The organism is Pectobacterium sp. IFB5596 (assembly GCF_021432585.1).
Taxonomy (GTDB): Bacteria; Pseudomonadota; Gammaproteobacteria; order Enterobacterales; family Enterobacteriaceae; genus Pectobacterium; species Pectobacterium punjabense.
On the sequence record NZ_LXFY01000012.1, the window covers coordinates 39,933 to 66,898 of the forward strand.

At 51.2% G+C, this 26,966-nt stretch carries 20 protein-coding genes and 1 tRNA gene; 12 read left to right on the forward strand and 9 right to left on the reverse strand.

Annotated features, from left to right (window positions below):
- Nucleotides 1-16: 16 nt before the first annotated feature.
- The 5 genes from dcuC to apbC all read right to left on the reverse strand — a co-directional run bounded on the left by dcuC (nucleotide 17) and on the right by apbC (nucleotide 6,164).
- Nucleotides 17-1,369 (reverse strand): anaerobic C4-dicarboxylate transporter DcuC, encoded by a 1,353-nt coding sequence (gene dcuC, locus A6301_RS09960; RefSeq protein WP_205541719.1) that lies wholly within the window; start codon nucleotides 1,367-1,369, stop codon nucleotides 17-19.
- 266 nt (nucleotides 1,370-1,635) lie between these two features.
- A complete protein-coding gene (gene asmA, locus A6301_RS09965) occupies nucleotides 1,636-3,471 on the reverse strand; it encodes an outer membrane assembly protein AsmA (RefSeq protein WP_215483813.1) in 1,836 nt (611 codons plus the stop codon).
- 63 nt (nucleotides 3,472-3,534) lie between these two features.
- Nucleotides 3,535-4,116 (reverse strand): dCTP deaminase, encoded by a 582-nt coding sequence (dcd, locus tag A6301_RS09970; RefSeq protein WP_005974037.1) that lies wholly within the window; start codon nucleotides 4,114-4,116, stop codon nucleotides 3,535-3,537.
- Between the two features lie 108 nt (nucleotides 4,117-4,224).
- Nucleotides 4,225-4,866, reverse strand: coding sequence for a uridine kinase (gene udk, locus A6301_RS09975; RefSeq protein ID WP_005974035.1), 642 nt, complete (start codon nucleotides 4,864-4,866; stop codon nucleotides 4,225-4,227).
- Between the two features lie 188 nt (nucleotides 4,867-5,054).
- Nucleotides 5,055-6,164: an iron-sulfur cluster carrier protein ApbC gene (apbC, locus tag A6301_RS09980; protein ID WP_107169865.1), complete on the reverse strand. Its 1,110-nt coding sequence runs from the start codon at nucleotides 6,162-6,164 to the stop codon at nucleotides 5,055-5,057.
- A gap of 222 nt (nucleotides 6,165-6,386) precedes the next feature.
- Here apbC and metG point away from each other — a divergent pair, with 222 nt between their 5' ends.
- The 7 genes from metG to A6301_RS10015 all read left to right on the forward strand — a co-directional run bounded on the left by metG (nucleotide 6,387) and on the right by A6301_RS10015 (nucleotide 17,429).
- On the forward strand, nucleotides 6,387-8,417 hold the full coding sequence (gene metG / locus A6301_RS09985) for a methionine--tRNA ligase (RefSeq protein ID WP_107169946.1): 2,031 nt from the start codon (nucleotides 6,387-6,389) through the stop codon (nucleotides 8,415-8,417).
- 280 nt (nucleotides 8,418-8,697) lie between these two features.
- Complete coding sequence (gene fdnG / locus A6301_RS09990) at nucleotides 8,698-11,745, forward strand: formate dehydrogenase-N subunit alpha (protein WP_107169864.1); 3,048 nt, start codon at nucleotides 8,698-8,700, stop codon at nucleotides 11,743-11,745.
- A gap of 12 nt (nucleotides 11,746-11,757) precedes the next feature.
- Entirely contained in the window at nucleotides 11,758-12,666 is a 909-nt protein-coding gene (fdxH, locus tag A6301_RS09995; protein WP_014700652.1) for a formate dehydrogenase subunit beta, read from the forward strand.
- Nucleotides 12,659-13,294: a formate dehydrogenase-N subunit gamma gene (gene fdnI, locus A6301_RS10000; protein ID WP_107169863.1), complete on the forward strand. Its 636-nt coding sequence runs from the start codon at nucleotides 12,659-12,661 to the stop codon at nucleotides 13,292-13,294. Before fdxH ends, fdnI begins: the two co-directional genes overlap by 8 nt.
- 284 nt (nucleotides 13,295-13,578) lie before the next feature.
- Entirely contained in the window at nucleotides 13,579-14,655 is a 1,077-nt protein-coding gene (locus A6301_RS10005) for a sugar ABC transporter substrate-binding protein (protein ID WP_107169862.1), read from the forward strand.
- Between the two features lie 14 nt (nucleotides 14,656-14,669).
- Nucleotides 14,670-15,920: an LVIVD repeat-containing protein gene (locus A6301_RS10010; protein ID WP_234257702.1), complete on the forward strand. Its 1,251-nt coding sequence runs from the start codon at nucleotides 14,670-14,672 to the stop codon at nucleotides 15,918-15,920.
- 132 nt (nucleotides 15,921-16,052) lie between these two features.
- Nucleotides 16,053-17,429 carry an esterase-like activity of phytase family protein gene (locus tag A6301_RS10015; protein ID WP_234257703.1) on the forward strand — a complete coding sequence of 459 codons (1,377 nt, stop codon included), beginning with the start codon at nucleotides 16,053-16,055 and terminating at the stop codon, nucleotides 17,427-17,429.
- A 36-nt stretch (nucleotides 17,430-17,465) separates the two neighbouring features.
- On the opposite strand, the gene pgl is transcribed toward A6301_RS10015, so the two are convergent.
- Entirely contained in the window at nucleotides 17,466-18,464 is a 999-nt protein-coding gene (pgl, locus tag A6301_RS10020; RefSeq protein ID WP_234257704.1) for a 6-phosphogluconolactonase, read from the reverse strand.
- A 300-nt stretch (nucleotides 18,465-18,764) separates the two neighbouring features.
- Nucleotides 18,765-18,852 (reverse strand) — tRNA-Ser (locus A6301_RS10025).
- 271 nt (nucleotides 18,853-19,123) lie between these two features.
- On the opposite strand from A6301_RS10025, the gene A6301_RS10030 reads away from it, so the two are divergent.
- The gene (locus A6301_RS10030; protein ID WP_234257705.1) at nucleotides 19,124-19,945 is read left to right on the forward strand and encodes a pyridoxal phosphatase; all 822 of its coding nucleotides are present in this window, start codon (nucleotides 19,124-19,126) and stop codon (nucleotides 19,943-19,945) included.
- A gap of 58 nt (nucleotides 19,946-20,003) precedes the next feature.
- On the opposite strand, the gene glk is transcribed toward A6301_RS10030, so the two are convergent.
- Entirely contained in the window at nucleotides 20,004-20,969 is a 966-nt protein-coding gene (gene glk / locus A6301_RS10035; RefSeq protein ID WP_205541709.1) for a glucokinase, read from the reverse strand.
- A gap of 187 nt (nucleotides 20,970-21,156) precedes the next feature.
- Between glk and A6301_RS10040 the strand changes: the two genes are divergently transcribed.
- The 4 genes from A6301_RS10040 (at nucleotide 21,157) to A6301_RS10055 (ending at nucleotide 25,861) form a co-directional block, all read left to right on the forward strand.
- The gene (locus A6301_RS10040) at nucleotides 21,157-22,401 is read left to right on the forward strand and encodes an MFS transporter (RefSeq protein ID WP_234257706.1); all 1,245 of its coding nucleotides are present in this window, start codon (nucleotides 21,157-21,159) and stop codon (nucleotides 22,399-22,401) included.
- A gap of 136 nt (nucleotides 22,402-22,537) precedes the next feature.
- Entirely contained in the window at nucleotides 22,538-23,608 is a 1,071-nt protein-coding gene (locus A6301_RS10045; protein ID WP_234257707.1) for a sugar phosphate isomerase/epimerase, read from the forward strand.
- Nucleotides 23,605-24,756, forward strand: a complete 1,152-nt coding sequence (locus A6301_RS10050) for a Gfo/Idh/MocA family protein (protein ID WP_234257708.1) — start codon at nucleotides 23,605-23,607, stop codon at nucleotides 24,754-24,756. Before A6301_RS10045 ends, A6301_RS10050 begins: the two co-directional genes overlap by 4 nt.
- A gap of 124 nt (nucleotides 24,757-24,880) precedes the next feature.
- On the forward strand, nucleotides 24,881-25,861 hold the full coding sequence (locus A6301_RS10055) for a LacI family DNA-binding transcriptional regulator (protein ID WP_107169854.1): 981 nt from the start codon (nucleotides 24,881-24,883) through the stop codon (nucleotides 25,859-25,861).
- Nucleotides 25,862-25,939: 78 nt separating this feature from the next.
- On the opposite strand, the gene A6301_RS10060 is transcribed toward A6301_RS10055, so the two are convergent.
- Nucleotides 25,940-26,803 (reverse strand): sugar phosphate isomerase/epimerase, encoded by an 864-nt coding sequence (locus A6301_RS10060; protein WP_234257709.1) that lies wholly within the window; start codon nucleotides 26,801-26,803, stop codon nucleotides 25,940-25,942.
- Nucleotides 26,804-26,966 lie beyond the last annotated feature (163 nt).

Below are 26,966 nucleotides of genomic sequence, written 5' to 3' on the forward strand. Positions count from 1 at the left end.
GGTTGTGGGTATATAATCAGGCAGGGATCATTATCTCTGTAGCGACCACCACCACGATCAGCCCAACCAGCACGGGAACCGATGTGCGCTTTACTACCTCAAACGGCGATATTTTCGCCATCCCGGCGACCGCAACCACTACCCCGGATACTGGAGAAATAGTACGGCCCAAATTGGAAGCTTGAAGCATCGGAATGGCCAGGTAGGCAGGGTTGATGCCCATTTGCGACGCCAGCTTAGGAATCAACTCAACAAACGCATAAAACGGCGCATTGCCAGACCCTGTCGTCATCGCAGCCAGCATCGTGATTGCCACCAACACTAGCATAATCACCAACCCACCGCTGCCAAATGACTGCGCAAGACCAATCAGTCCGCTGATAAAGCCTATCGTGCCAAGCCCCTGAGCAAATACCCCAGCCGCGACCAGCAGGATGACAACACTAGAGAAGGCATCAGCCATGCCACGATAGGCTACATCCAGCCCATCAAACACTTTTTGCGCATTGAACGAGCGAACAAATTCCAGCATCGCGGCCAGCACCATGCAGATAACCAACACGGTAATAATGTGAAGCTCCGGCCCCCATTTACCATCAAATATCAGTACACCCACGATCGGCGTAAACGGCAGAATGGCGTAAAAACGCGGGGCATTGGTCGTGATTTCACTGACATCCAGAATTTCATGGCTAATGTTCGCTTTGTTGTCCAGATAGCGCTGCCAGAAGAAATGCGCGACAGCCATACACACGATAGCAATGATGGAAATGGGTAGCGTAGCCTTAAAGGCAAAATCCACTAATTTCATCTGCGATGCCTGTGCGGCAAGCACCACGTCGCCCGATGTAGGTGACAGGATCAACGCCACGGGAGAAGCGCAGATTGCCGCCGCAGCGCCGCGGCTAATGCCAACGTTCACCATGACAGGAAACAGCGTTGCCATTAATAACACGCCCAGCCCAGTGGCCGATGACACCGCTAGCGACATAAGACAGGCGACAAAATAGGCCGCAATCATCAGCAAATAAGGCGAGTTGATCATTTTCAGCGGGCGGGAAACCAGCTTAACGACGACATCATTGGCACCGATATGCGTCATATAGGCGGCAAAACCACACAGCACCATGATCATCATGCCGAGATCGCCACCGCGGCTCATCAGCAAAATTTTTACGTATTCAACAATATCCGTTGCGCTCCAGCCCGTCGCTTTCGCACTGGCTGGCAATACGTTTTTCCCCAGCATGGCGCTGATTGCCAAGAGTAACAGCCCCCCCACCAACAACACGCCAGTCGCGGAGTACCCTTTTATAATGTAACGACCAACCAGAATCGTTACAGCAACACCAATCAAAAGTTCGAGCATAGTGAGTTTCGATACCTGAGTAATAAATTATCTGACAAAATTCTCCGGCAGCGGAATATGGCACCGCACCGAAAACAGGGGGCGGAGTTTACTGCTTTAGAAAATAAAAAAAGAGAAAAATATTAATATGCAGCGTTAAAAAAGAGACATCGAACACAAAGTTTGTCTGGGGAAGTATGACAAATGAAAGGAAAGCATTGAGGATAAGCCGCCGGATTTGCTGACGGAAATCAGCAAACCGGCCTAGAACGCAGCATGTCTGGAAATTAAAGACGGTCGAGCAGTTGCTTCAAGTCTTTGCCCTTCTGGTTTTGCTGATTTTGGCTGGCCCAATCATTCAGGCGTTTCTTCAGTTCATCCTGTAGACGTTTACGCAGCAACTGATCTACCTGCAACTGGTAGTTCAATTTATCCCACTCGCCATAGACGCGTAACGGAATTGCCGTATTTTTCAACACGCTGACCAGTTGCTCATCCCCTTGCCACCCTTGCGTGATAGAAACATTCACGTTGACGTCACACGTCTGAGCTGGCAAATCGAATTGGCCGACACCGCTTAGAGACAGCAGCTCTGAGCGACCATTGAGATCGGTAAGACGCAATTTACCTGCATTCAATTGTACTTTTCCGGTCAGTTGTTGCAGTTCAGTATAACGCTCGTAGCGCTCTTGCCCACGCACATTGCCGTTACTGCGCGCCACAGCCATCTGCACCATTTGCTGAATATTCAAGCCCTGTAGGCGAACATTATTGGCTTGCAGCGCCGCCGTTCCTTGCCACTGCTGGAGCAAAGCAGGCAGCGCAGCGCTATTACCGCTGAATTGTCCCGTCATCGACAATTTTCCACTGATCGCCTCGGCAGGCAGCGCAAACGCAGACATCAGTTGAGACAGTTCAATATCCTTGAGATCGGGTCGTAGCGTGATATTGGTTGATGATTTCGTCACAACCTTAGCGGGCAATGAGAAATGCCCACTGCCCAGTTCGCCACTTAAGGTCGAAATATCGAGTAATCCCGGCTGATTCTCTGCCCGTAATGTGAATTGGCGAACATCAAGGCCACGATAAATCAGCGAAGCAGCCTGTAGCGACAGACGTGCAGTGAATCGCTGTAAGCTATCTTCTGGCTTGGTCGCTTCAGCTTCATTTGAAATGACAGGGGCTAATGGCTTAATCGCTACTGTAGACGCGTTATTTTCTTTTACCGCCGCAATCCCCAGCAGAGAATCGAGATCCAGCTTCTCAGACAACAAATCCAGCTCGTAATGGGGGATATCACCTAGCGTCACACTACCCGCCCCCGACAACTGACTATTATTGGTATTGAGTACAAGCTGGCTAAACGTGATTTTTTCAGGCTGTTGCTGATAACTGGCCTGAACACTTCCTGTCCCACTGATACCGTTTGTCGGTATTCCAACGCCCTGAAGCTGGTAATCCAGTTTGGTTATATTGGCATTTACCTGCTGGGGGAAACGCAACAGATCGACATCTGCGGCGAGAGAGAAAGCGATATCGCGCTGATCGCGATTAATACGGCTCGATAATTCGATGTTAACTTGGCGGTCGCTGTTCTGCTCCATTGCAAGATTAATATCGCGAACATTAATCTGTTCGTTATTACTGCGTTGCAAAATTAACAGACTATCGGCGACTTTTATCTTATTAATATCCAGACGCCAGCGTCGTTCTTCAGATGGAGTCTGCGATCCCGCAGGGGCAATTGGCGCATTGTTGGCCTGTCTGGCTTCACTTTCTGGCGTCAGGCGAATAATCGCCCCTTTCAACATCACCTGCTTGACCGCAAGCTTATGCGACAACAGCGGCCACAGCTGCACATCAAGGCGCATATTTTCAGCGCTGACAATTGGCGCACTGGAACCCGGCGCACTTAATGACATACCGCCAGATAAAATACTCAGTTGTGGCCACACGTGCCAGCGCAGATCGCCATCAAGTTGCAGACGATAGCCGCTACGTTCCTCAACCTGCTTCACCATGTAAGCGCGGAAGTCATTGGGATTAACCAGTACGACCAAGGCCGTCATTCCTGCCACCAGCACCACAAGCAGAATTGCTAGCGTCGTCAGAAATCTTCTCATGCCATCCTCATTGCGAAACGCGCGACTGCCTGATTTTTATATTACAGACCTATCGCCAGACGCTCAGTCTTTATCGATCCGGCTCGCTACCGCACCCTGCTGATCTTTATACTTGGCATCCTGACGGCGGTTGTACGGGCGAGCCGCCGGCCCGGAAAGGGGTTCAAAACTCAGAGCGCCAATCATCATGCCGGGACGTAACGCCAGCGGCAACTTACCTGAATTATAGAACTCCAGCACAATTCTTCCTTGCCAACCGGGATCAATACGGTGTGCAGTGACGTGAACCATCAATCCCAGACGGGCTAACGAAGAACGGCCATCCAACCAGCCTACCAAATTATCTGGTAGCGTGACCGACTCAAACGTTACTGCCAGAGCTAATTCTCCTGGATGCAGGAAGAATGCCTCACCTTCTGGCAAATTGATTTCATCACTCATGACGCGATCTAGTGCCGCACTGACTTCATCTTTCGGACCGCTTAAGTCAATGAAAGCCGCGGTGTGTCCGCGGAAGACGCGAAACTGATTTCCCAAACGAACATCAACGGTCGCGCCACTGATCCTCTCAGTTGGCGGACGGGGCGTAATCACCAGTCGGCCATCATCCAGCCAGGCTTCAATGTCACGGTCACACAGTCTCATCTTATTCTCCATTCGACACGGGTATATCGGGATAAACCTCATCCATACCCGTCATAACGTCACGTTGCGGCGCATTAACTGTGCAACGTGAATTAGTTAAGGTATCCACTACTCAAAGAACTGGCTTATCTTGGCTTTCAAGATATCAATCGCAATACGGTTTTTCCCGCCACGCGGTACGATAATATCGGCATACTGCTTGGACGGCTCAATAAATTGCAGGAACATCGGACGCACGGTCTTTTGGTACTGTTCCATCACCGAGTCCATTGAACGGCCACGTTCATTCACGTCGCGGCGCATGCGGCGCAGCAGGCAGATATCCAGCGGCGTATCGACAAAAATAGAGAAATTCATCTCATCGCGCAGACGCGCATCCGTCAGTAGCAAAATTCCTTCCAGGATAATGACCTTTTTCAGCTCAATATGCACCGTTTCCTGTTTACGGGTGTGCTCGACATAGCTGTACTGCGGGACTTCAATTGCCTGACCCGCTTTCAGCATTTGCAGATGCTTAATCAGCAGGCTGTGATCCATCGAACTCGGGTGGTCATAGTTGGTTTTTACCCGCTCTTCCATGGTCAGGTGGCTTTGATCTTTATAATAGCTGTCTTCAGATATCACCCCGATATGCTGATCACCAACCTGATCGCGCAATTCACGATACAAGGTGCTGGAAATAAGACTTTTACCCGAAGCTGATGCTCCAGAGATCCCGATGATGACGCACTGGTGAGACTGATCAGTCATGGTATTAACGACCTGATTAACATAAATAAAAGAGAGGGGAATGCGCCAACGGGCGCTTTGACGTGCAATTATAGGGAGTTAGCGGCCTTCACGCCACCCTTTCCATATATTGCGCCCAAGGGAAACTGGGGACTGGCGCAGGATCAAGCCGGGGCAAAGCCCGGCTTTTATACTCACTAACGGAAGTGCTACAGCGCCCGGAAAGAAATTTCTCCAGGAATAATATCACCCTGCCAGTAAAGCTGGGCGGCAACCTGCCCTGCCAGCTCACGGTACAAAGAAGTAAACTCGCTATCTGGCTGACTGACCACCGTCGGTTCACCGCGATCGAGGTCTTCGCGCAGGGAGATATGTAGTGGAAGCTGGCCTAACAGAGAACAGTGGTATTTTTCCGCCAACTTCTGTGCACCGCCTGTACCGAAGATTGGTTCCAGATGGCCACAGTTGCTACAGATATGAACGCTCATGTTTTCAACGATACCCAGCACCGGCACGCTGACTTTTTCAAACATCGCAATACCTTTCATGGCATCCATCAGCGCAATATCCTGTGGCGTCGTCACTACGACCGCGCCGGTGACAGGAATATTCTGCGCCAGCGTCAGTTGGATATCCCCCGTGCCCGGCGGCATATCTAACACCAGATAGTCCAGATCCGGCCAAAGCGTATCTTGCAGCAGTTGCAATAATGCTTTGCTCGCCATCGGCCCACGCCACACCATCGCATTATCATCCGTCACCAGGTAACCAATCGAGTTGGTTGCCAGGCCGTGAGCGATAATCGGTGCCATGTGTTGACCATCAGGCGAAGTGGGACGTTCACTGGCCGAACCCAGCATGGTAGGGATCGAAGGTCCATAAATATCAGCATCCAGAATGCCCACATTGGCGCCTTCAGCCGCCAATGCCAGCGCCATGTTGACCGCCGTGCTGGATTTACCCACCCCGCCTTTCCCAGAACTGACGGCAATGATGTTTTTTACACCCTTCACGCCAGCCTGATCGTTAACTCGGCGAAGCGTAGCGATATCGTGCGTTAAGCGCCATTCAACCGCTTTTGCACCTGATAAACGTAATAACTCATCGCTAACCGTTTCTTTTAATACTGCCAAACCACTGAGCCAGACAAACGGCATCGTCAGTTCGATATGCAACACATTATCTAGCAACGCACAATGACGTAGTGCATTCAGTGTCGTCAGATTATTTTTCAGTGTCGGGTGCTGAAAAGTAGATAAAACCCCGGTGACCATCGCACGCAATGCTTCAGGACGTTGTTCGGGGACTGTAGCGTTCATTCCGGCTCCTTGAAATTCTCATATTTGACCCTTGAGACCTGTATAGCATACCAGAGCGAGGGAAGCCTGACGCCCTTCGGCATCAAAAACGTGGAAACGCTACGCAAAATAGAATCTGCCATGTGGTTTCCTGTCGTTTTTACTCACGCCAGCGGTTTACGCAGTAAGGCGCTATCGGTTAACATCGATCTCCCTCTATTCACAAAAGAAAGCAAGTTCCTCATGACTCAAGTCGCAAAGAAAATTCTGGTAACGTGCGCGCTGCCTTACGCTAATGGTTCAATCCACCTCGGTCATATGCTTGAACACGTTCAGGCTGATATTTGGGTTCGTTACCAGCGAATGCGCGGCAACCAGGTTCACTTTATCTGTGCGGACGACGCCCACGGCACGCCAATCATGCTGAAAGCACAGCAGATGGGGATTGCGCCGGAACAGATGATTGCGGCAATGAGTCAGGAGCATCAGCAGGACTTTGCCGGTTTCAATATCAGCTATGACAACTACCACTCTACGCACAGCGAAGAGAACCGCGAGCTGTCAGGTCTGATTTATGGTCGGCTGAAAGAGAACGGCTTTATTAAAAATCGCACCATTTCTCAGTTATACGATCCAGAGAAAGGCATGTTCCTGCCGGATCGTTTCGTCAAAGGCACCTGCCCGAAATGTAAGGCAGCCGACCAATACGGCGATAACTGCGAAGTCTGTGGTGCGACCTACAGCCCAACAGAGCTGATCGAACCAAAATCTGTGGTGTCTGGTGCCACGCCAGAAATGCGTGAAACAGAACACTTCTTCTTCGATCTGCCTGCGTTCAGCGACATGCTGCAAGCCTGGACGCGTTCCGGCGCATTGCAAGAGCAGGTTGCCAACAAGATGCAAGAATGGTTCGATTCGGGCCTGCAACAGTGGGACATTACCCGCGATGCGCCGTATTTCGGTTTTGAAATCCCTGATGCACCGGGCAAATATTTTTACGTCTGGCTGGATGCGCCAATCGGCTACATGGGCTCGTTCAAGAACCTGTGCGACAAGCGTGGCGATCTGAGTTTTGATGATTTCTGGAAAAAAGACTCAGACGCGGATTTGTACCACTTTATCGGTAAAGACATCGTTTATTTCCACAGCCTGTTTTGGCCAGCGATGCTGGAAGGCAGCGGTTTCCGTAAGCCGACGAATCTGTTCGTACATGGCTATGTCACAGTAAACGGCGCCAAGATGTCTAAATCACGCGGTACCTTCATTAAAGCGGGCACGTACCTGCAACATTTGGATGCCGATTGCCTGCGCTATTACTACGCAGCAAAATTGTCTTCTCGCATTGATGACATCGACCTCAATCTGGAAGATTTCGTCCAGCGCGTGAACGCGGACATCGTGAACAAAGTCGTGAACCTGGCATCGCGTAATGCGGGTTTCATCAGTAAACGCTTTGACGGCAAACTGGCGGACAAACTGGCCGATCCCGATCTGTACAAAACCTTCACCGACGCGGCAGCCAGTATTGCGGAAGCCTACAGCAGCCGTGAATCTGGGCGTGCTATTCGTGAGATCATGGCACTGGCGGATATCGCCAACCGCTATGTTGACGAGCAAGCACCGTGGGTGGTGGCGAAAGTGGAAGGCCGGGATGCAGACCTACAGGCCATTTGTTCAATGGGCATTAACCTGTTCCGCGTATTGATGACGTATCTGAAGCCGGTCCTGCCTTCTCTCGCAGAACGAACAGAAGCGTTTTTGAACACGGAACTGAGCTGGGATGCGATCGCCACCCCGCTGCTGAGCCATCAGGTCAATCCATTTAAAGCGCTGTTTAATCGCATCGATCTGGATAAAGTCAGCGCAATGGTTGATGCCTCTAAAGAAGACATGGTCACCGCGCAGAAAACCGTGTCCGGTCCGTTGGCAGATAATCCGGTGCAGGACACCATTAACTTCGACGATTTTGCCAAAGTCGATATGCGTATTGCACTCATTAAGCAAGCTGAGCTTGTTGAAGGTTCTGACAAGCTACTGCGTCTTACGTTGGATCTGGGCGGCGAAACGCGTCAGGTCTTCTCTGGCATTCGTGAGGCTTATCCCGATCCGGTTAAGCTGGAAGGCCGCTTGACCGTGATGGTCGCCAATCTGGCTCCGCGTAAAATGCGCTTCGGCATATCGGAAGGTATGGTGATGGCAGCCGGTCCCGGCGGGAAAGATATCTTCCTACTGAGTCCAGACAGCGGCGCTCAGCCTGGTATGCAGGTCAAATAACCACCACATCAAGCCGGATTCTTATCCGGCTTTTTTTTGCAACAATTCCACCACAAATCCCCGTTTATCGCCCTCCAATTGCCTCGTTGCCTTGCATGGTTTGTAACCATGAAATAACAAATTCGTTATGCATTACAATATATAACGAATAAAAAATATACCTCTTTGTAGGTGTAATGGGCATTTAAATACTTAAATTTTGATTTTGCGCAAAGCCCACATTTTGTGTGTTGTTAAATTGCTCGCAACAAAAATGACACATAATTACACAGGGAAACTAATGCAACTCAATAGAAGAGGTTTCTTTAAAGTTTGCGCGGGGGGGATGGCTGGAACCACTCTCGCGGTATTGGGCTTTACACCCACAGAAGCAATGGCATCCGTGCGTCAATACAAATTGTTGCGGGCAAAAGAGACACGTAACAACTGTACATACTGCTCAGTCGGTTGCGGTGTGCTTATGTATAGCCTGGGTGATGGCGCAAAGAATGCAAAACCCTCCGTTTTTCACATTGAAGGTGATGCAGACCACCCGGTCAGCCGTGGCTCCCTTTGCCCGAAAGGTGCGGGTCTGGTCGACTACATCCATAGCGAAAACCGTCTGCTCTACCCTGAATACCGCGCGCCGGGTTCCGACAAATGGCAACGCATTAGCTGGGACGACGCGATTGAACGTATCGCACGTCTGATGAAAGCGGACCGAGACGCTAACTTCCAACGCACCAACGCGAAAGGCGAAACCGTCAACCGTTGGCTGACAACCGGTATGCTGTGCTCTTCTGCCGCCAGCAACGAAACTGGTATTCTCGATCAGAAATTTGCCCGCGCGCTGGGCATGGTTGCCATCGACTGTCAGGCTCGTTTGTGTCACGGACCGACTGTTGCCGCGCTGGCACCGACATTTGGCCGTGGCGCAATGACCAACAACTGGGTTGATATCAAAAATGCCAACGTTATCATCGTTATGGGCGGCAACCCAGCAGAGGCACACCCGGTCGGTTTTAAATGGGCCGTTGAAGCGAAAACGCACAACAATGCGAAACTGATCGTTGTCGATCCGCGTTTTAACCGCTCTGCTGCCGTAGCCGATCTCTACGCCCCCATTCGTGCAGGTTCTGACGCCGCATTTCTATTAGGCATCGTTAACTACCTTATTACGAACAATAAAATTCATCACGAATACGTGGTGTCTTACACCAACGCCAGTTTGATCGTGCGCGATGATTTCAGCTTCGATGAAGGGCTATTCAGCGGTTACGACGAACAAAAACGTCAATACGACAAATCCAGTTGGCAGTATGAGCTTGATGAATCCGGTTTCGCTAAACGTGATAACACGTTGTCACACCCGCGCTGTGTCTGGAATTTGCTGAAAAAGCACGTTTCCCGCTATACGCTGGAAATGGTGACGTCTCTGTGCGGGACATCAGCCAAAGATTATGAAGAGATTTGCCGCACGCTAGCCGAAACCTGCGTACCCAATAAAACCGCAACCTTCATGTACGCACTGGGCTGGACGCACCACACTAACGGCGCACAAATCATCCGCACCGCAGGCATGATTCAGCTTCTGCTGGGGAATATTGGTATGGCGGGTGGTGGTATCAACGCCCTGCGCGGCCACTCTAATATTCAAGGGTACACCGACCTCGGGCTGCTAACGATAAATCTGCCGGGGTATATGCCGCTGCCGTCAGAAAAACAGCCAGACCTGCAAACCTATCTGGGACAAATAACACCAACCGCTGCCCTGCCCGATCAGGTTAACTATTGGAAAAACACGCCAAAATTCTTTATCAGCATGATGAAGAGTTTCTACGGTGATAACGCACAGGCTTCGAATAACTGGGGTTATGACTGGTTGCCGAAGTGGGATCGCAGCTACGACGTTATGGTGCAAACCGAGCTGATGGTGGAAGGCAAAATGAATGGCTACATCGTTCAGGGCTTTAACCCCGTTGCCGCGTTCTCCAACAAGAACAAAGCGACCGAAGCGCTCTCCAAACTCAAGTATATGGTCATCATCGATCCGTTGATCACTGAAACCTCTACTTTCTGGCAGAACTACGGTGAGTTCAACGACGTGGATACGAAGTCCATTCAGACAGAGGTTTTCCGTCTGCCATCGTCCTGCTTTGCCGAAGAAAATGGGTCTATCGCCAACTCGGGTCGCTGGTTGCAATGGCACTGGGCGGCGGCTGAGCCACCAGGAGAAGCCCGTCATGACGGGAAAATTCTCGGTAAACTGCTGATGCGTCTGCGTGAGCTGTATAGAGAAGAAGGCGGCACTTATCCCGATCCAGTGATGAACATCAACTGGAATTATAAAGACCCGGAAGATCCAACGCCGGAAGAGATTGCTCGCGAAGCCAACGGGATGGCGTTAGCCGATGTTTACGACGACAGTGGCAAACTGATCCTGAAAAAAGGTCAGCAGCTCGCCGATTTCTCACAGTTGCGTGATGACGGCACCACATCCAGCTTCTGCTGGATCTACGCTGGTAGCTGGACGGAAGCTGGCAACCAAATGGATAAACGCGACAATGCCGACGCGGGTCTGGGCTGCACGCCAAACTGGTCATGGTGCTGGCCGCAAAACCGCCGCATTCTCTACAACCGCGCCTCCGCCGACCTGCAAGGTAAACCGTGGGACAGTAAACGTAAATTACTGGAATGGACCGGTCAGAAATGGCAAGGCATTGATGTGCCTGACTTTGCTGCGACCGTACCGCCGGGTAAAGACACAGGGCCGTTTATCATGCTGCCGGAAGGCCTGGCGCGTCTGTTCTCCGTAGACAAACTGGTAGACGGGCCATTCCCTGAGCACTACGAACCGATCGAATCGCCCATCGGTACTAACCCGCTACATCCGTCGGTGATTTCCAGCCCGGTCGCGCGCTTGTTTGCCCGCGATGCGAAAACCATGGGTACCGCGAAGGACTTCCCTTACGTGGCAACGACGTATTCGATTACCGAATTGTTCCGCCACTGGACAAAACACGCACGTCTGAACGCCATTGTACAGCCGGAACAATTTGTTGAAATCGGTGAAAATCTGGCGAAAAGCAAAGGCATTAAAGCAGGTGATGAAGTCAAAGTCTCCTGCCAGCGTGGCTACATTAAAGCCAAAGCGGTGGTCACTAAGCGTATCAAAACGCTGGAAATTGCCGGACGCAGCGTGGAAACCGTTGGTATTCCCTGCCACTGGGGCTATGAGGGAACCACACGCAAAGGGTTCCTGGCTAACACACTCACCCCGAGCGTCGGCGACGCTAATTCACAAACGCCTGAATACAAAGCGTTTTTGGTTAATGTAGAGAAGGTGTAAGGGTAGCCAACTATGTCAATGCAATCACAAGATATTATCAAACGTTCGGCCACCAACGGCTTTACACCGCCTCCGCATGTGCGTAATGACAAAAGCGAAGTGGCAAAACTGATCGATGTCACGACCTGTATCGGCTGCAAAGGCTGTCAGGTGGCTTGTTCAGAGTGGAACGACATTCGTGACGAGGTCGGTCATAACCTTGGGGTCTATGATAACCCGGCGGATCTGAGTGCCAAATCCTGGACGCTGATGCGCTTTTCCGAAGTGGAAGAGAATGATCGTCTGGAATGGCTGATCCGCAAAGATGGCTGTATGCACTGTAGCGATCCTGGCTGTCTGAAAGCCTGTCCTTCCGCTGGCGCAGTCATTCAGTACGCCAATGGTATCGTCGATTTTCAATCCGAAAATTGTATCGGTTGTGGCTATTGCATCGCCGGTTGCCCGTTCAATATTCCACGTCTGAATAAAGAAGATAACCGCGTCTACAAATGTACGCTGTGCGTCGACAGGGTCAGCGTTGGTCAAGAGCCAGCCTGTGTGAAAACCTGTCCAACCGGTGCTATTCGTTTCGGTACGAAAGAAGAGATGAAGCATCTAGCGGAAGAGCGCATTGCCGATCTGAAAAGCCGCGGTTACGAGCACGCCGGCCTCTATGATCCACAGGGCGTAGGCGGTACGCATGTAATGTATGTTCTGCACCACGCAGACAGACCATCGCTTTATCACAATCTGCCGGATGACCCGCAGATTTCTACGCCGGTCAATCTGTGGAAAGGCATTCTGAAGCCGCTCTCTGCATTAGGCTTTGTCGCCACGTTCGCCGGGTTAATGTTCCACTACATCGGTGTGGGTCCGAACACAGAGGAAATGGAGCATGAACACGAGGGAGAAGACAAAGAAGGGGGAGACAAACATGAGTAAGCCACAAATGATTTTGCGTACCAAGTTTATCGATCGCATCTGTCACTGGATTGTGGTGATTAGCTTTTTCCTGGTCGCGCTTTCTGGTATTGCCTTGTTCTTCCCGACCCTACAGTGGCTGACGCAGACGTTTGGTACGCCGCAAATGGGGCGTATCCTGCACCCATTTTTTGGCGTGCTGATCGTCATCTGCCTGATCCCGATGTTCTTCCGTTTTGTTAGCCATAACATTCCGAAGAAACGCGATCTGCCGTGGTTCCTCAATATTGTTGAGGTATTAAAAGGCAATGAGCATGAAGTCGCTCAAGTGGGTAAATACAACCCTGGTCAGAAAATGATGTTCTGGAGCATCATGGGGCTAACGCTGGTTCTGCTGATCACCGGGGTTATCATGTGGCGTCCTTATTTTGCCCACCTGTTCCCAATTGATGTCGTGCGCTATGCCATTCTGATTCACGCGGCTGCGGCCATCGTGCTGATCCATGCCATCCTGATCCACATGTACATGGCATTCTGGGTTAAAGGATCGATTAAAGGCATGATTGAAGGCAAAGTCTCTAAACGCTGGGCGAGTAAGCACCACCCGCGCTGGGCACGTGAAATGGAAGAGAAAGAAACGAAAAAATAATTCACTCTTTTCACTCCATTGTTTTCCTCAAATGCCCGCCTCGCGGGCATTTTTCTTTTCATCCGCAGTCAGTACAAATCGTTATAACTTACATCCAAACGTCATAACTTATCCCTCTTTCTCGGCTATCACTCGGTGGCTATGATGCAGTATTATTTTTAAATAGACATCCAGACATAAAGACAGCTATAAAGTAGTGATGCAAACTACATAACAATACTGTCATCGACACGACACACCGTCATCACTACAAGATCAATTTATAAAACGCCATGGAGCTGATAATGAAGAAATTTACGCCTGCCTTGCTTGCACTGAGCTTACTGACCGCATTACCGGCACTGGCTAATCAGAACGCCACCATTGCCCCCGTTCCAGCCGCTATCGCCAATCATAATGGTCCGGTGCGCATCGCCGTTATCCGCAATCTGGGGTCGGATGACAACACCACACAGTTTGTTTCCGGCGTACTCGAAGAAGGCAAAAAACTGGGCTTCAAGGTCAGTACCTTCCTGAGCAACGGCGACGATGCTCGTTTCCAGGATTTCGTGAATCAAGCGATTAGCCAGAAATATGATGGCATCATCCTGTCGCAGGGTCGCGATCCCTACTCTACCGATTTGATTAAGCGCATCGTCGACAGCGGCATTGCTGTTTCCGTGTTTGATACCGCCGTGAACGGCGAGATTCCAGGCGTGACCGTTACGCAGCAGGATGATGCTTCACTCACTAACGAATCGCTCGGCCAACTGGTGAAGGATTTCAACGGCAACGCCAATATCATCAAACTGTGGGTCGCTGGCTTCCCGCCGATGGAACGCCGCCAGCTTGCTTATCAACAGATCCTGAAAGCCAACCCTGGCATCAAGGAACTGGAATCGATTGGTGCCGTGTCTTCTGACGTACAGGGTGACACTGCCAACAAAGTCGGTGCGGTACTGGCGAAATACCCGAAAGGCAAAATCGATGCGATCTGGGGCTCGTGGGATGCCTTCAGCCAAGGCGCTTATAAAGCCTTGAAAGAAAATGGCCGGACTGAGATTAAGCTATATAGCATCGACATCTCCAATCAGGATTTACAGCTGATGCGCGAAGCGAGCAGTCCGTGGAAAGTCAGTGTAGCCGTCGATCCAAAACTGATCGGTAAAGTAAACCTGCGTTTAGTTGCTAATAAGATAGCCGGTGAACCGACACCTGCAACCTACGAGTTCCGTGCCGCTGCGATTCCACAAGCGCTGTTAGCCAGCCAACCGGGTGCGGTCAACGTCGCTGGATTGGCGAAAATCATCCCAGGTTGGGGTCACACGGATGATTTTATCGCACCGTGGTTTGCTACACTGGAAGCCAAACAGGCGAAATAATACGGAGATAATTCATGGCATCGACTCCTCTGCCCACCCCCGATTACAGTCGCAATATGCGGCTGATTGGACACAGCGATCAGGGCGGCAGACCCGATGGCGTGCAGGTGATGGTTCATCGCGGCTACGCTTACATCGGGCATATGGTTTCACAAGGTGTGTCGATTGTGGATGTACGCGATGCCAAGAATCCCAAGCCGGCGGGATTTATTGCTGCCCCGCCCGGCACCTGGAATATTCACCTGCAAACCCACGATGACCTGCTACTCGTCGTCAACGCGCGCGACTTATTTGCCGACGCCAGCTTTGCCGAGGAAAAGGTCTACTACACCCGTTCCGTCGCCGATACAGTCAGTACCAGGCAACAGGGAAAAAGCTGGAGTGCTGGATTACGAATTTTCGATATCTCTACGCCAGATAAACCACGTGAAATCAGCTTCTTGCCGCTAGACGGCATCGGCATTCACCGCATCTGGTACGTGGGCGGACGCTGGGCTTATGTTTCCGCTCTGCTCGATGGCTACAGTGACTACATCTTTCTGACTATCGATCTGGCCGATCCGCAGCGCCCGGAAGTGGCCGGACGTTACTGGTTACCCGGCATGCATACCGCAGGCGGAGAGGCCGCAAGCTGGCCGGATGGTAAACGTTATGCTCTGCACCACGCCATCATCAGTGGCGACACCGCTTACGGAAGCTGGCGCGATGGCGGCTTGACGCTGCTGGACGTAAGCGATCGTACCAACCCGCAGCTCATCAGCCACCGTAACTGGAGTCCACCGTTTGGCGGTGGTACACACACGGCGCTACCGCTGCCGGATCGAGATCTGTTAGTCGTGTTGGATGAAGCCGTGTTGGATAATCAGGAAGATGGCGAGAAATTGATTTGGGTGTTCGATATTCGTGAACCGAGTAATCCAGTGAGCATCTCCACCTTTCCACAGCCGAAAGAGGCAGATTATGTGAAAAAGGGCGCGCACTTTGGCCCGCATAACCTGCATGAAAACCGGCCTGGCAGCTTCATCAGTTCGTCACTGATTTTCGCCACTTATCAAAATGCGGGGGTACGGGCTTACGACATCAGTAATCCGTATCAGCCAAAAGAAACTGGCGCACTGGTTCCTGCTGCGCCAGCCAGTATGGTCGATAAACGCCCCGGCAGACCGCAGATTATTCAGTCTTGCGATGTGTTTGTTGATGCCAATGGCATCATCTACAGCACAGACTACAACGCAGGTTTGTCGATTATCGAATACCGAGGCTAAGCGCCCTCTCATTATCTTCTTCCCCGGCGCGCGGCATCAGTATGCCGCGCCTGTTTTCATACTGCTGTCATTGTCGATTTCTATAGTGACTAACCTTACGGCTTATTCACCATGACCCAAAAAGGAATCGTAATGAGAACGTATCACCGTTTCCCCCTCCGTTGGCCAACACTGGCACTTTTCACACTTCTGGGATTGAATCATTCATTTGCCGCACAAACATCGGCAACGACCGCTTCGACAACTGAACTGGCGGGCCACATAGTTATACCCGCAAAATCTTTTATCCCCGCACCCAATGATGCCCCAACAGACATGAAAGTCAGCGGTAAATACACGACGGGTTCACGCGTCACCGCACTAAACAGCGTGCCAGCAAAATCTGCGGATCGACTAACAGGGCTTGCGCTTCCCATTGAAGGGCAACCGCTGCAAGGCCATTCGGGCATCAAACATATGCCTGATGGCACCTATTGGGTACTGACAGACAACGGTTATGGCACCAAAGCGAATTCTCCCGATTCACTTTTGTACCTGAATCACTACCAAATGGATTTTAAGAACAATACCGCGAGTCGGCTGGAAACGGTATTCCTGCACGATCCCGATAAACGTGTGCCGTTCCATATCGTCAACGAAAGCACCGACAAGCGCTATCTTACCGGTGCCGACTTCGACCCGGAAAGTTTTCAATTTGCAGATGGCAGTTTATGGATTGGTGAGGAGTTCGGTCCTTATCTCATCAAAGCGGATCTGACAGGAAAAGTACAAGCGGTATTCGATACCCATGTTGATGGCAAAGTGGTGAAATCACCAGACAATGCAACACAGCCCTCTCCCGGCACGCCAGACGGCAAACCGAGCTTTCAGGTGTCTCGCTCGAAAGGTTTTGAAGGCATGGCGGTATCAAAAGATGGTTCAAAACTGTACCCACTGCTGGAAGGCGCATTATGGGACAGCTCGCGTCAGGACTATGAAAATATCGCGGGTAAACGTTATCTGCGCGTTCTGGAGTTTGATGTTAAAAAACAAATCTGGACAGGTCGTAGCTGGCAATACGTGCTGGAAGATAACCAGAACGCAATCGGCGATTTCAACATGATTGACGATCGACAGGGGTTAATCATCGAACGTGACAGCAACGAAGGTACAATGGACAAAGCCTGTCAGGCTGGAGCAACGACGACGGACTGTTTCAATGCACCAGCTCGCTTTAAGCGCATCTACAAAGTGGGATTCTCTGATGACAATGTAGGTAAACCTGTCGATAAATCAGCTTACCTTGACCTCATGAACATTCAAGATCCCAAACACCTGGCACGTAAGCCGCTGACAGCAGGTGTATTCACCTTCCCGTTTATGACGATCGAAAATGTCGATGTTGTTGATGATCAACATATCATCGTTGGCAATGACAACAACTTCCCATTCTCATCCAGCCGTCAGCCCAACGAGGCAGATGATAATGAATTTATCTTGCTAGACGTGAAAGATTTTCTCACTCAGTAAGCCATTATGCTCCCCTACCTAGGGGAGCATACCGACTCAATCCAGTGCCAGCACAGACACCCACATTGGCCCTTGGCCGACGGCGTAACGCGCCAACGGTTGCAGATCGCCTGTGTGCTGATCGATGTGATAGACCTCAATATGCTGAGACTTCTGCCCTGCTGAAATCAGGAACTCACCCGTGTTGTCGATATTGAAACCGCGCGGCTGCGTTTCGGTCGGCTGATGCCCGGTCAGCGTTAACGTGCTGCCATCTTCAGACACCTGGAAAACGCTCAGCAGGCTGGCTGTGCGATCGCTGATGTACAGGAAGCGGCCATTCGGCGTGATGTGAATATCCGCTGCCCAGCGTGTATCGCTGAAACCAGCAGGCATCGCATCCAGCGTTTGCACTTTCTGTAAATCGCCGCTGGCCGCATCCAACTGATACACATCGACTGAGCTGTCCAGTTCGTTCACGCAATAGGCAAAACGCTGATTCGGGTGGAAAGCCATATGGCGTGGACCCGCCCCCGTTACCGTTGTCATTTCAGCCTGACGATGTACGCTCAATTCGCCCGTCGCACCTAGATCGTACAGGCGAATACGGTCTTCTTTCAGGCACGGAGCCCATACCACGGAATTGGTTGGATCGATATTGGTAGAGTGACACCCTTCCAATCCATCCAGTTGCTGAATCGGCTCGCCAACAATGCCATCAGCACCAATCGGGCTAACGCTCACGCAGGCACCGCTGTAAGACGCGCTGAACAGGAAACGCCCGTCGTTATCGGTCGACAGGTGCGTCGGGCTACCCGGCAAAGAAGCGACACCCGCTTGCGTCAATTTACCCTGTTCATCAATACGATAGCTCAGAACCCTGAAATCAGGACGAACCCCGACATACAGGTGGCGCTTATTTGGCGCGATCGTCATCGGCTGAACCTGCCCTGGGACTTCAACGGTTTGCAATAATGTCAGACTTCCCTGAACACCGAGCTGCCAAACATGAATCTGCTGGCTTTCCGGGCTGGCGACATAAACAACTTGCTGCATCGTATTCTCCTTATTTTTCACGCGAATGTGGTGGCACAGGAAGGCTCAAAAGAGGTTCATCGAAAGAATAGCGAACTGGCTCAACCTGACGCACGGTATACCATAAATGACCAATCACTCTATTCTACAGAGACATCGCAAGGCTACTATTGATTTAAATAATGACTGATTTAAGTAATGATTAATTTAGCGAATGGACACTGATGGTGCGCTAATAAATGAGTGGTGAAAAGTGACAGTGCAGAACATCGAGAGAAGATAAAAGGATAACAAGGAGATACACAGGGGAAATATTGAAAGTGGCGGAGGAGTAGAGATTCGAACTCTAGAACACTTTCGCGTCGCCGGTTTTCAAGACCGGTGCCTTCAACCACTCGGCCACTCCTCCGCAATGACGCGCACTATAAACAGTACGCCGCGCGTTGTAAAGCGACGTTGTGGTCAATTGCTTAAAAAATAGATGATAACCCGTTGAAAGCATAGAAAATAGACAGAAAGATTGCCAAAACGTCCATTTACCCTTATTTCCCCCCATAGCGCTGACGCTTCCTCACCAAACAACGTGGGACACATTTATCCCATTGTTGTCTGTCTATTTTTCGCCGCGTCCTTTATCGTAAGACTCATTCGATACCCACATTTTTATTTGCGAGACAACGATGACCTACCGAGTAATTGCGCTTGATCTTGATGGTACCCTGCTGAACCAACAGAAAAAAATCCTCCCCGAATCGCTTAGCGCACTCGCGCTGGCCCGTCAGCAAGGCATAAAAGTGATGATCGTCACGGGACGTCACCACTCAGCGATCCACCCTTTTTATCAGGGATTGCAGTTGGATACGCCTGCGATCTGCTGCAACGGCACCTATGTCTATGATTACCAGCAGGGCCGTGCATCACATACCAACCCACTCTCTGTCGAACAGGCAAAAAATGTCATCACCCTGCTAGAGGAATGTGATATTCATGGCCTGATGTATGCTGACGACGATATGTATTATCAATACTCTACGGGGCATGTGGTTCGCACGCTGGCGTGGGCTTCCACGTTGCCGGAACAGCAGCGCCCTCGTTTCGCACAGGTGGAAAATCTGCTGCTCCAGACGGAAGCCTCTCAGGCCATTTGGAAATTTGCGACCACACATACCGATATCCCTACACTGAACCATTTTGCCGCAGAAGTGGAAAAGCAACTCGGGCTGGCATGCGAGTGGTCATGGCAGGATCAGGTTGATATCGCTCAAACTGGCAACAGCAAAGGTAAGCTGCTCCAGCAATGGCTTGGCGAACAGGGCATAAGTATGAAAGATGTCGTGGCGTTCGGCGATAATTTTAATGATATCAGTATGCTGGAAGGCGTTGGATTGGGCGTTGCCATGGGTAACAGCGCCGATGAAATCAAAGCGCGAGCCGATCTGGTCATTGGCAGCAATGAAGAGCCCAGCATCGCAGAGGTTATCCGTACTCGTATTCTGGCATAACCAATAATGGCGCAATCAGGCATCGCCTTTCCTGATTGCGTTCGACGACCAGACTGGCTTATAGCGCGCTGCCCAGTACCTGTCGCAGGTAAGCTCCCGCTCCCATTAACCCCGGCTGCTCATGGGTAATCAGGTACACAGGGATATCTTGCATATAGCGTTTAAATCGCCCTTTGTCTTCAAAAGCCGCGCGAAAACCAGAAGCTTTAAAAAACTCAAGAAAGCGCGGTACGATGCCGCCAGCAATATAAACCCCGCCAAATGTGCCTAAATTTAACGCCAGATTACCACCGAAGCGCCCCATGATGACGCAGAAGAGCGATAGCGCGCGGCGACAATCCACATCCGTATTATTGATCGCCCGTTCGGTAATATCCTTCGGTTCCAGCGCCTCCGGCGTGCGATCGTCAGACTGCACGATGGCACGATAAATATTGACCAGCCCCTGCCCGGACAGTAAACGCTCCGCAGAAACATGCCCTAATGATTGGCGCAGAATAGCGAGAATGTTGTCTTCTTCATCACTATTGGCCGCGAAATCCACATGTCCGCCTTCACCCGGCAAGCTAATCCATTGATTGGCGACATGAACCAGGTGAGCAACACCTAACCCAGTACCTGCACCATACACGGCAACGGGCTTACCCGGCACCGGTTCCCCGCCACCGAACTGGAGCAAACTTTCACGCCCCAGCACCGGAACCGCCATGGAAACCGCGGTAAAATCGTTGATGACCTCAAAGTGGCGTAAACCCAGACTCGTTTTCATTTCAGCGATGGAAAATGCCCAGGTATGGTTCGTCATCGCCACCCAGTCACCAGTAATCGGACAGGCAATCGCGATACAGGCATCCTGCACCGTCGCCTGCCGAGAATCGAGATAATCGCGGATCGCCCCTTCCAGAGAAGGAAAATCCAACCCAGAATACGTTTCGATTTGCGACAGTTCGCCCGTCATGGCGTCACACAGCGCCAAACGCGTATTGGTGCCACCCACATCACCCACTAAAACAACGTGCGTCATTCTTCTTTTCCCCTCAAGCAAAGCAGATACCCGATCATTGCGCGAAAACAGCCCGTTACGCTATGGCTATATAACTTTCTAGTGATAAGGATCTCATTTATGGCTAAAAGCTGCGGTTAAGTTAAAAGTAATCGATTACATTCTTAAAACACAAATTGTAATCGATTACTTTTAAGAGGGATACCGCATGGTTTCTTCATCTGAAAACACAGCTACCAAATCGTTACAGCCGGCCTTCGTCGTTCCTAGACTGTCGCTCATGATGTTCTTAGAGTTCTTCATCTGGGGCTCATGGTCAGTCACGCTAGGCCTGGTTATGACACAGTATAATTTGGCCGCCATGATTGGCGATGCCTTCTCTGCTGGGCCGATCGCCTCGATCCTTTCTCCGTTTGTGCTGGGCATGGTGGTTGACCGCTTCTTTCCATCGCAAAAAGTCATGGCGCTGCTGCACCTCATCGGCGCGGTCATCCTGTGGTTTGTACCGACCGCATTGATCAACGAAGACGGCTCGCAGCTACTGATCCTGCTGTTCGCCTACACGCTGTGCTTCATGCCAACGCTGGCATTAACCAACAACATCGCGTTCCATAACCTGACTAACAGTGAGAAAAGCTTTCCGGTTGTGCGGGTCTTCGGCACCATCGGTTGGATCGTTGCCGGAGTCTGCATCGGGACGGCAGGCATCTCCGCAAGCGTCAATATTTTCTATGTCGCTGCGGCGTGCTCCGCCATTCTGGCGGCCTACAGCCTGACGCTGCCGCATACCCCAGCGCCAGCAAAAGGCTTGCCGCTGGCAGTACGCGATCTGTTCTGTGCTGATGCGTTCGCGCTGCTGAAGAAAGGCCATTTTCTGGTATTTGCCCTCTGCGCCATGCTGATCTCCATCCCGCTGGGCACCTATTATGCTTACACCGCGTCTTTCCTGAGCAATGCGGGTATCAGCGACGTCAGCACCGCGATGTCGTTTGGCCAGATGTCCGAAATCGTCTTCATGCTGATCATTCCGCTGCTGTTTAGAAAGCTGGGCGTGAAATACATGCTGTTCATCGGCATGTTGGCGTGGTTCGTACGCTATGCCCTCTTCGCCATGGGCGTGAATGAAGAAACGCGCTGGTTGCTCTATATCGGCATCCTGCTTCACGGTGTCTGCTATGACTTCTTCTTCGTCATTGGCTTCATCTACACCGACCGCATTGCCGGAGAAAAAATCAAAGGTCAGGCACAAAGTCTGGTGGTTCTGTTCACCTACGGTATTGGCATGCTGTTGGGATCGCAGGTTTCCGGTGCGATTTACAACCGTCTTTTCGACAACGGCACGATAAATGCTCCCGAAATCTGGGCGACGTTCTGGTGGATTCCTGCGGTTGCCGCAGCCATCATCGCCGTCATTTTCCTCTTCTCCTTCAAATACAAAGAAGAACAGGCTTAATCATTTAGACGGTCTATTTAAGGAGAAACGGGGATGAGGTCGCCTTTGGCACCTCATCCTTACACATTCTCCACTACTGCTATCGCAATCGTGCAACGGTATTCATGACTACAAACCGTTGCCAAAGGAGGTAATAATGAAAACGTTAAAAGGACCGGGTATTTTTCTCGCCCAGTATATTGGCGATCAGGCTCCCTTTAACTCGCTGGAAAATCTGGCGCAATGGGCAGCCGAATTAGGCTTTAAAGCGCTGCAAATCCCCTGTAATCACCCGCATATATTCAATCTCGCCACCGCCGCCGACAGCCAAACGTATTGTGATGATGTGAAAGGTCTACTGGCGCAGCATGGGCTAACCATCAGCGAACTGTCGACCCATCTGGAAGGACAGCTCGTTGCCGTCCACCCCGCGTATGACGATGCCTTTGACGATTTCGCACCACCGGCTTATCGCCGCAATCCGCAGGCTCGTCAAGAGTGGGCTATTGCGGCAATCAAGCAGGCAGCACAGGCCTCTTCACGCTTAGGACTAAACGCCCACGCCACATTCTCTGGCGCGCTGGCCTGGCCCTATTTTTACCCCTGGCCACCGCGTAAAGAGGCCATGATTCAGGAAGCCTTTAAAGAACTCGGCCACCTGTGGACGCCGATCCTCGACTGTTTTGACGAGCACGGTGTGGATGTGTGCTACGAGCTGCACCCGGGAGAGGATTTACACGACGGCGTAACCTTTGAACGCTTCCTTGAGGTCGTTAATCATCATCCACGCGCCAATATTCTTTACGATCCGAGTCACATGCATTTGCAGCAGATGGACTACCTCGGTTTTATCGATCGCTACCATGCGCGAATCAAAGCGTTCCATGTGAAAGATGCAGAATTTACCGCTTCCAGCAAAAGCGGTGTCTATGGCGGCTATCAGTCATGGGCAGAACGCGCCGGGCGCTTCCGTTCTCCGGGAGATGGTCAGATCGATTTTGGCGCTATCTTCAGCAAACTTGCCCAATACGATTATGACGGCTGGGCCGTACTTGAGTGGGAATGCTGCCTGAAAGACAGTAACTGTGGAGCGAAAGAAGGCGCTGCGTTCATCAATCGCCATATTATTCCCGTCGCTCAGCGCGCTTTTGACGATTTCGCCGCCACCAGCGACGATCGTCCGTTGGTAAGAAAAATGTTGGGATTAAAAGAGGAGAACGCAGAATGATCCGCGTTGGCATTATTGGTTCCGGTTTTATTGGCCCAGCACATATAGAAGCGATTCGTCGCCTCGGCTTTGTTGACGTGGTGGCGCTGGCAGAAAACTCGCTGGATGTCGCTCAGCAAAAAGCCCGTCAGCTCAGCATTCCTCACGCCTACGGCAGCGTCGCTGATTTGTTAAATCATCCCGGCATTGATGCGATTCATAACTGCACGCCAAACCACCTTCATGCGGCAATCAATAAGCAGATTATTCAGGCGGGAAAACACGTCTTTTCGGAAAAACCGCTGTGTATGAGCAGCGAAGAAGCACGTGAGCTGGTGGCGCTGGCGGAAGAAAAAGGCGTTGTCCACGGCGTCAGCTTCGTCTATCGCCAGTTTGGCATGGTGCAGCAGGCTGCCAGCATGATTAAACGTCAGGAGATCGGACGCCTCTTTGCGGTGCACGGCGGCTATCTGCAAGACTGGATGCTGCACGACACCGACTATAATTGGCGTGTTGAACCGGAATACGGTGGCATTTCCCGTGCGGTAGCTGATATCGGCTCGCACTGGTGCGACACGGTGCAGTTTATTTCCGGCCGGAGAATTGTCGAGGTTCTCGCCGATTTCGCGATCGTCCATCCGATCCGCAAATCCAATCGGAATGGCACCGCCACGTTCTCCTCTTCCGATACACCGCCCGAATACGACGACAAGCCGGTTAAAACCGAGGATTACGCGACCGTTTTGCTGCGTTTTGATGATGGCAGCCGCGGATCGTTTACCGTTTCTCAGGTCAGCGCAGGCCGAAAAAACCGTCTGACGTTCGAAGTGAATGGTAGCGAACAATCGTTGGCCTGGGATCAGGAAACGCCGCAGCAGTTATGGATTGGTCATCGCGATAAACCCAATCAGCTGTTATCGGACGATCCCGCATTGCTGAATCCGGAAGCCGCCGCCGCAGTCCACTTTCCCGGCGGTCATATCGAAGGCTGGCCGGACGCATTCAAGAATATGATGGCGAATTTTTACAGCTATCTGCGCGACGGCAAGCAACCGGTGGTCGATCCGTTTAATTTCGCCACCTTCTACGACGGTGCGAACATCATGTTCATCATTGATGCCATCGTACAAAGCCATCAGCAGCAAAAGTGGGTGAAGGTCGCCAATTAAGGTATCAGGCCGTTTATTCGCTGAGGATACTCATCCCGCAGGGGCGACGCCTGCGGGATGCAGCCAGAGATATTTATGGTAATCTGCTCAGCCAAGCATAAGTAGCGTGAGTGCCTTCTGAATTATGTCGATTCAAAAAATAGCACGGATAGCCGGTGTCTCAGTCGCAACCGTTTCACGGGTATTGAACAACATTGATACCGTGAAGCCGCAAAACCGGGAACGTGTTCTCAATGCGATAAAAAGCAGCAATTATCAGCCGAACTTACTGGCCCGTCAGCTACGTACCGCACGCAGCAACATGTTATTGGTGATGGTTTCCAATATTGCCAACCCTTTCTGCGCCGATGTGGTGAAAGGCATTGAGGCGGAAGCGGAAGAAAATGGCTACCGCATCCTTCTGTGCAATTCAGGTGCCGATATCGTTCGCGCACACTCCAGCCTGCAACTGCTGTCCGGTAAAATGGTCGATGGCGTGATCACCATGGACGCTATTTCGACGCTTTCTGCGCTTCAGGACATGATTGGCAACGCGCCTTGGGTGCAGTGCGCCGAGCATGACGATACGTCTGCCATTTCATCCGTCGGGATTGATAACGCAGAAGCATCCCGTTTTGTGATTAATCACTTTATTGGCAAAGGCCGCCGCCGTATCGCCATGATTAACCACGATATGAATTACCTCTACGCCCAGCAGCGAGAAAAAGGTTATCGCGACGCGCTCGCGGAAAATGCGTTTGATTATAGCAAGGTAGAATACGCCAGTACGCTGAGCTATAAAGGTGGAAAAGCGGCAATGGCGGCGTTGCTTAACACGTCTGAACGACCTGATGCCGTCTTTGTGGTATCCGATACGCTGGCAGCAGGTGCCCTATCCGCAATCTGTGAGGCAGGGCTGAGTGCACCGCAGGACATTGCGGTAATTGGGTTTGACGGTTCGGAGTTGGGTTACATCACCTCACCACAGCTTAGCACCATCCAACAACCCTCGGCACATATCGGCAGAGAAGCCGTGAAGCTGCTCTTACAACAGATCGACCAACCTGCCAGCGCAACAGAAAAACGCTTACTGGAATGGACGTTTGTCGAGCGGGCATCCAGCTAACTTACGTCGCATTCACCTTTCGCGCTTCGACTTCTGACAACCTGCGGCTCGTTGACCGCAGGTTGTCATTTCCGTTTCTTACTTACTTCTCACTTTACTCAGCTTTTCATATAGAGACTGATAGGCGGTGGAAATAATGGTCTGTGGATCTTTCGGCAAATCATGCTCAGCGACATACCAATGGGCACCCGCTTTAGCCGCCGCAGGGAGAATGTCTTCCCATGCCAAAATGCCCTCACCTGGTGGGGCAAAGTTCATTTCATCATCGCGAATACCGATGGAAGTATTGTCTTTCGCATGAATCGAGTAGATACGGCCTTTGTACTGGCGCAGAAGGCGCGCGGGGTCTTGCCCTCCTCGGGATACCCAAGCAACATCCATTTCCAGCATCAGGTTCTCTGGCTCTGCGGCATCTAACATGATTTCCAGCGCCGTTTTACCGCGATACTTCTTCATCTCAAAGTTATGGTTGTGATAAGCCAACTGCATGCCCTGCTTCTTCAGTTCACGCCCAAGATCGTTCATTTCCGCACCAAAACGCTGCCATCCCTCTGCGCTATTCGGTCGGTCTTCAACATTGAGCCACGGCACGATAATCATGCGGTTGCCTATCGCTTTGTTAAAGGCGACAACCTCAGCCATATTGCTTTTCAGTTCGCCAAGCTGGACATGCGCAGCAATGGCTTTCAACTGATATTTTCCTAATAACCCTTTCATTTCTGACGCACTAATGCCGTGCGTCCCCACGAGTTCTACCGCCTTAAATCCGGCGTCTCGCGCCATGGAAAATTGCTCATCAAGCGTATTCAGGCTGCGCAGCGTATACATCTGCAAGGCTATTTTCTGGCTTTCTGTTGGACGCTCGGCAAGCGCCAGACCTGATGAAACCATCAACAATAGCGGTATAGCGAGCGCACGGCGTAGTAACGTCATACAGAGCATGTCCTTCTCCTATTTTTATCCCGTAGCACAGGTGAAAACAAAAAGTAATCGATTACTTTTTATGATTAAAAAAAATAACGCGGGGATAATTTATCTGACTACCTTGCCCATACGGTAGGAAAAACGAATTGAAAATCACTCTCAATATGCATTCTGTTATCTT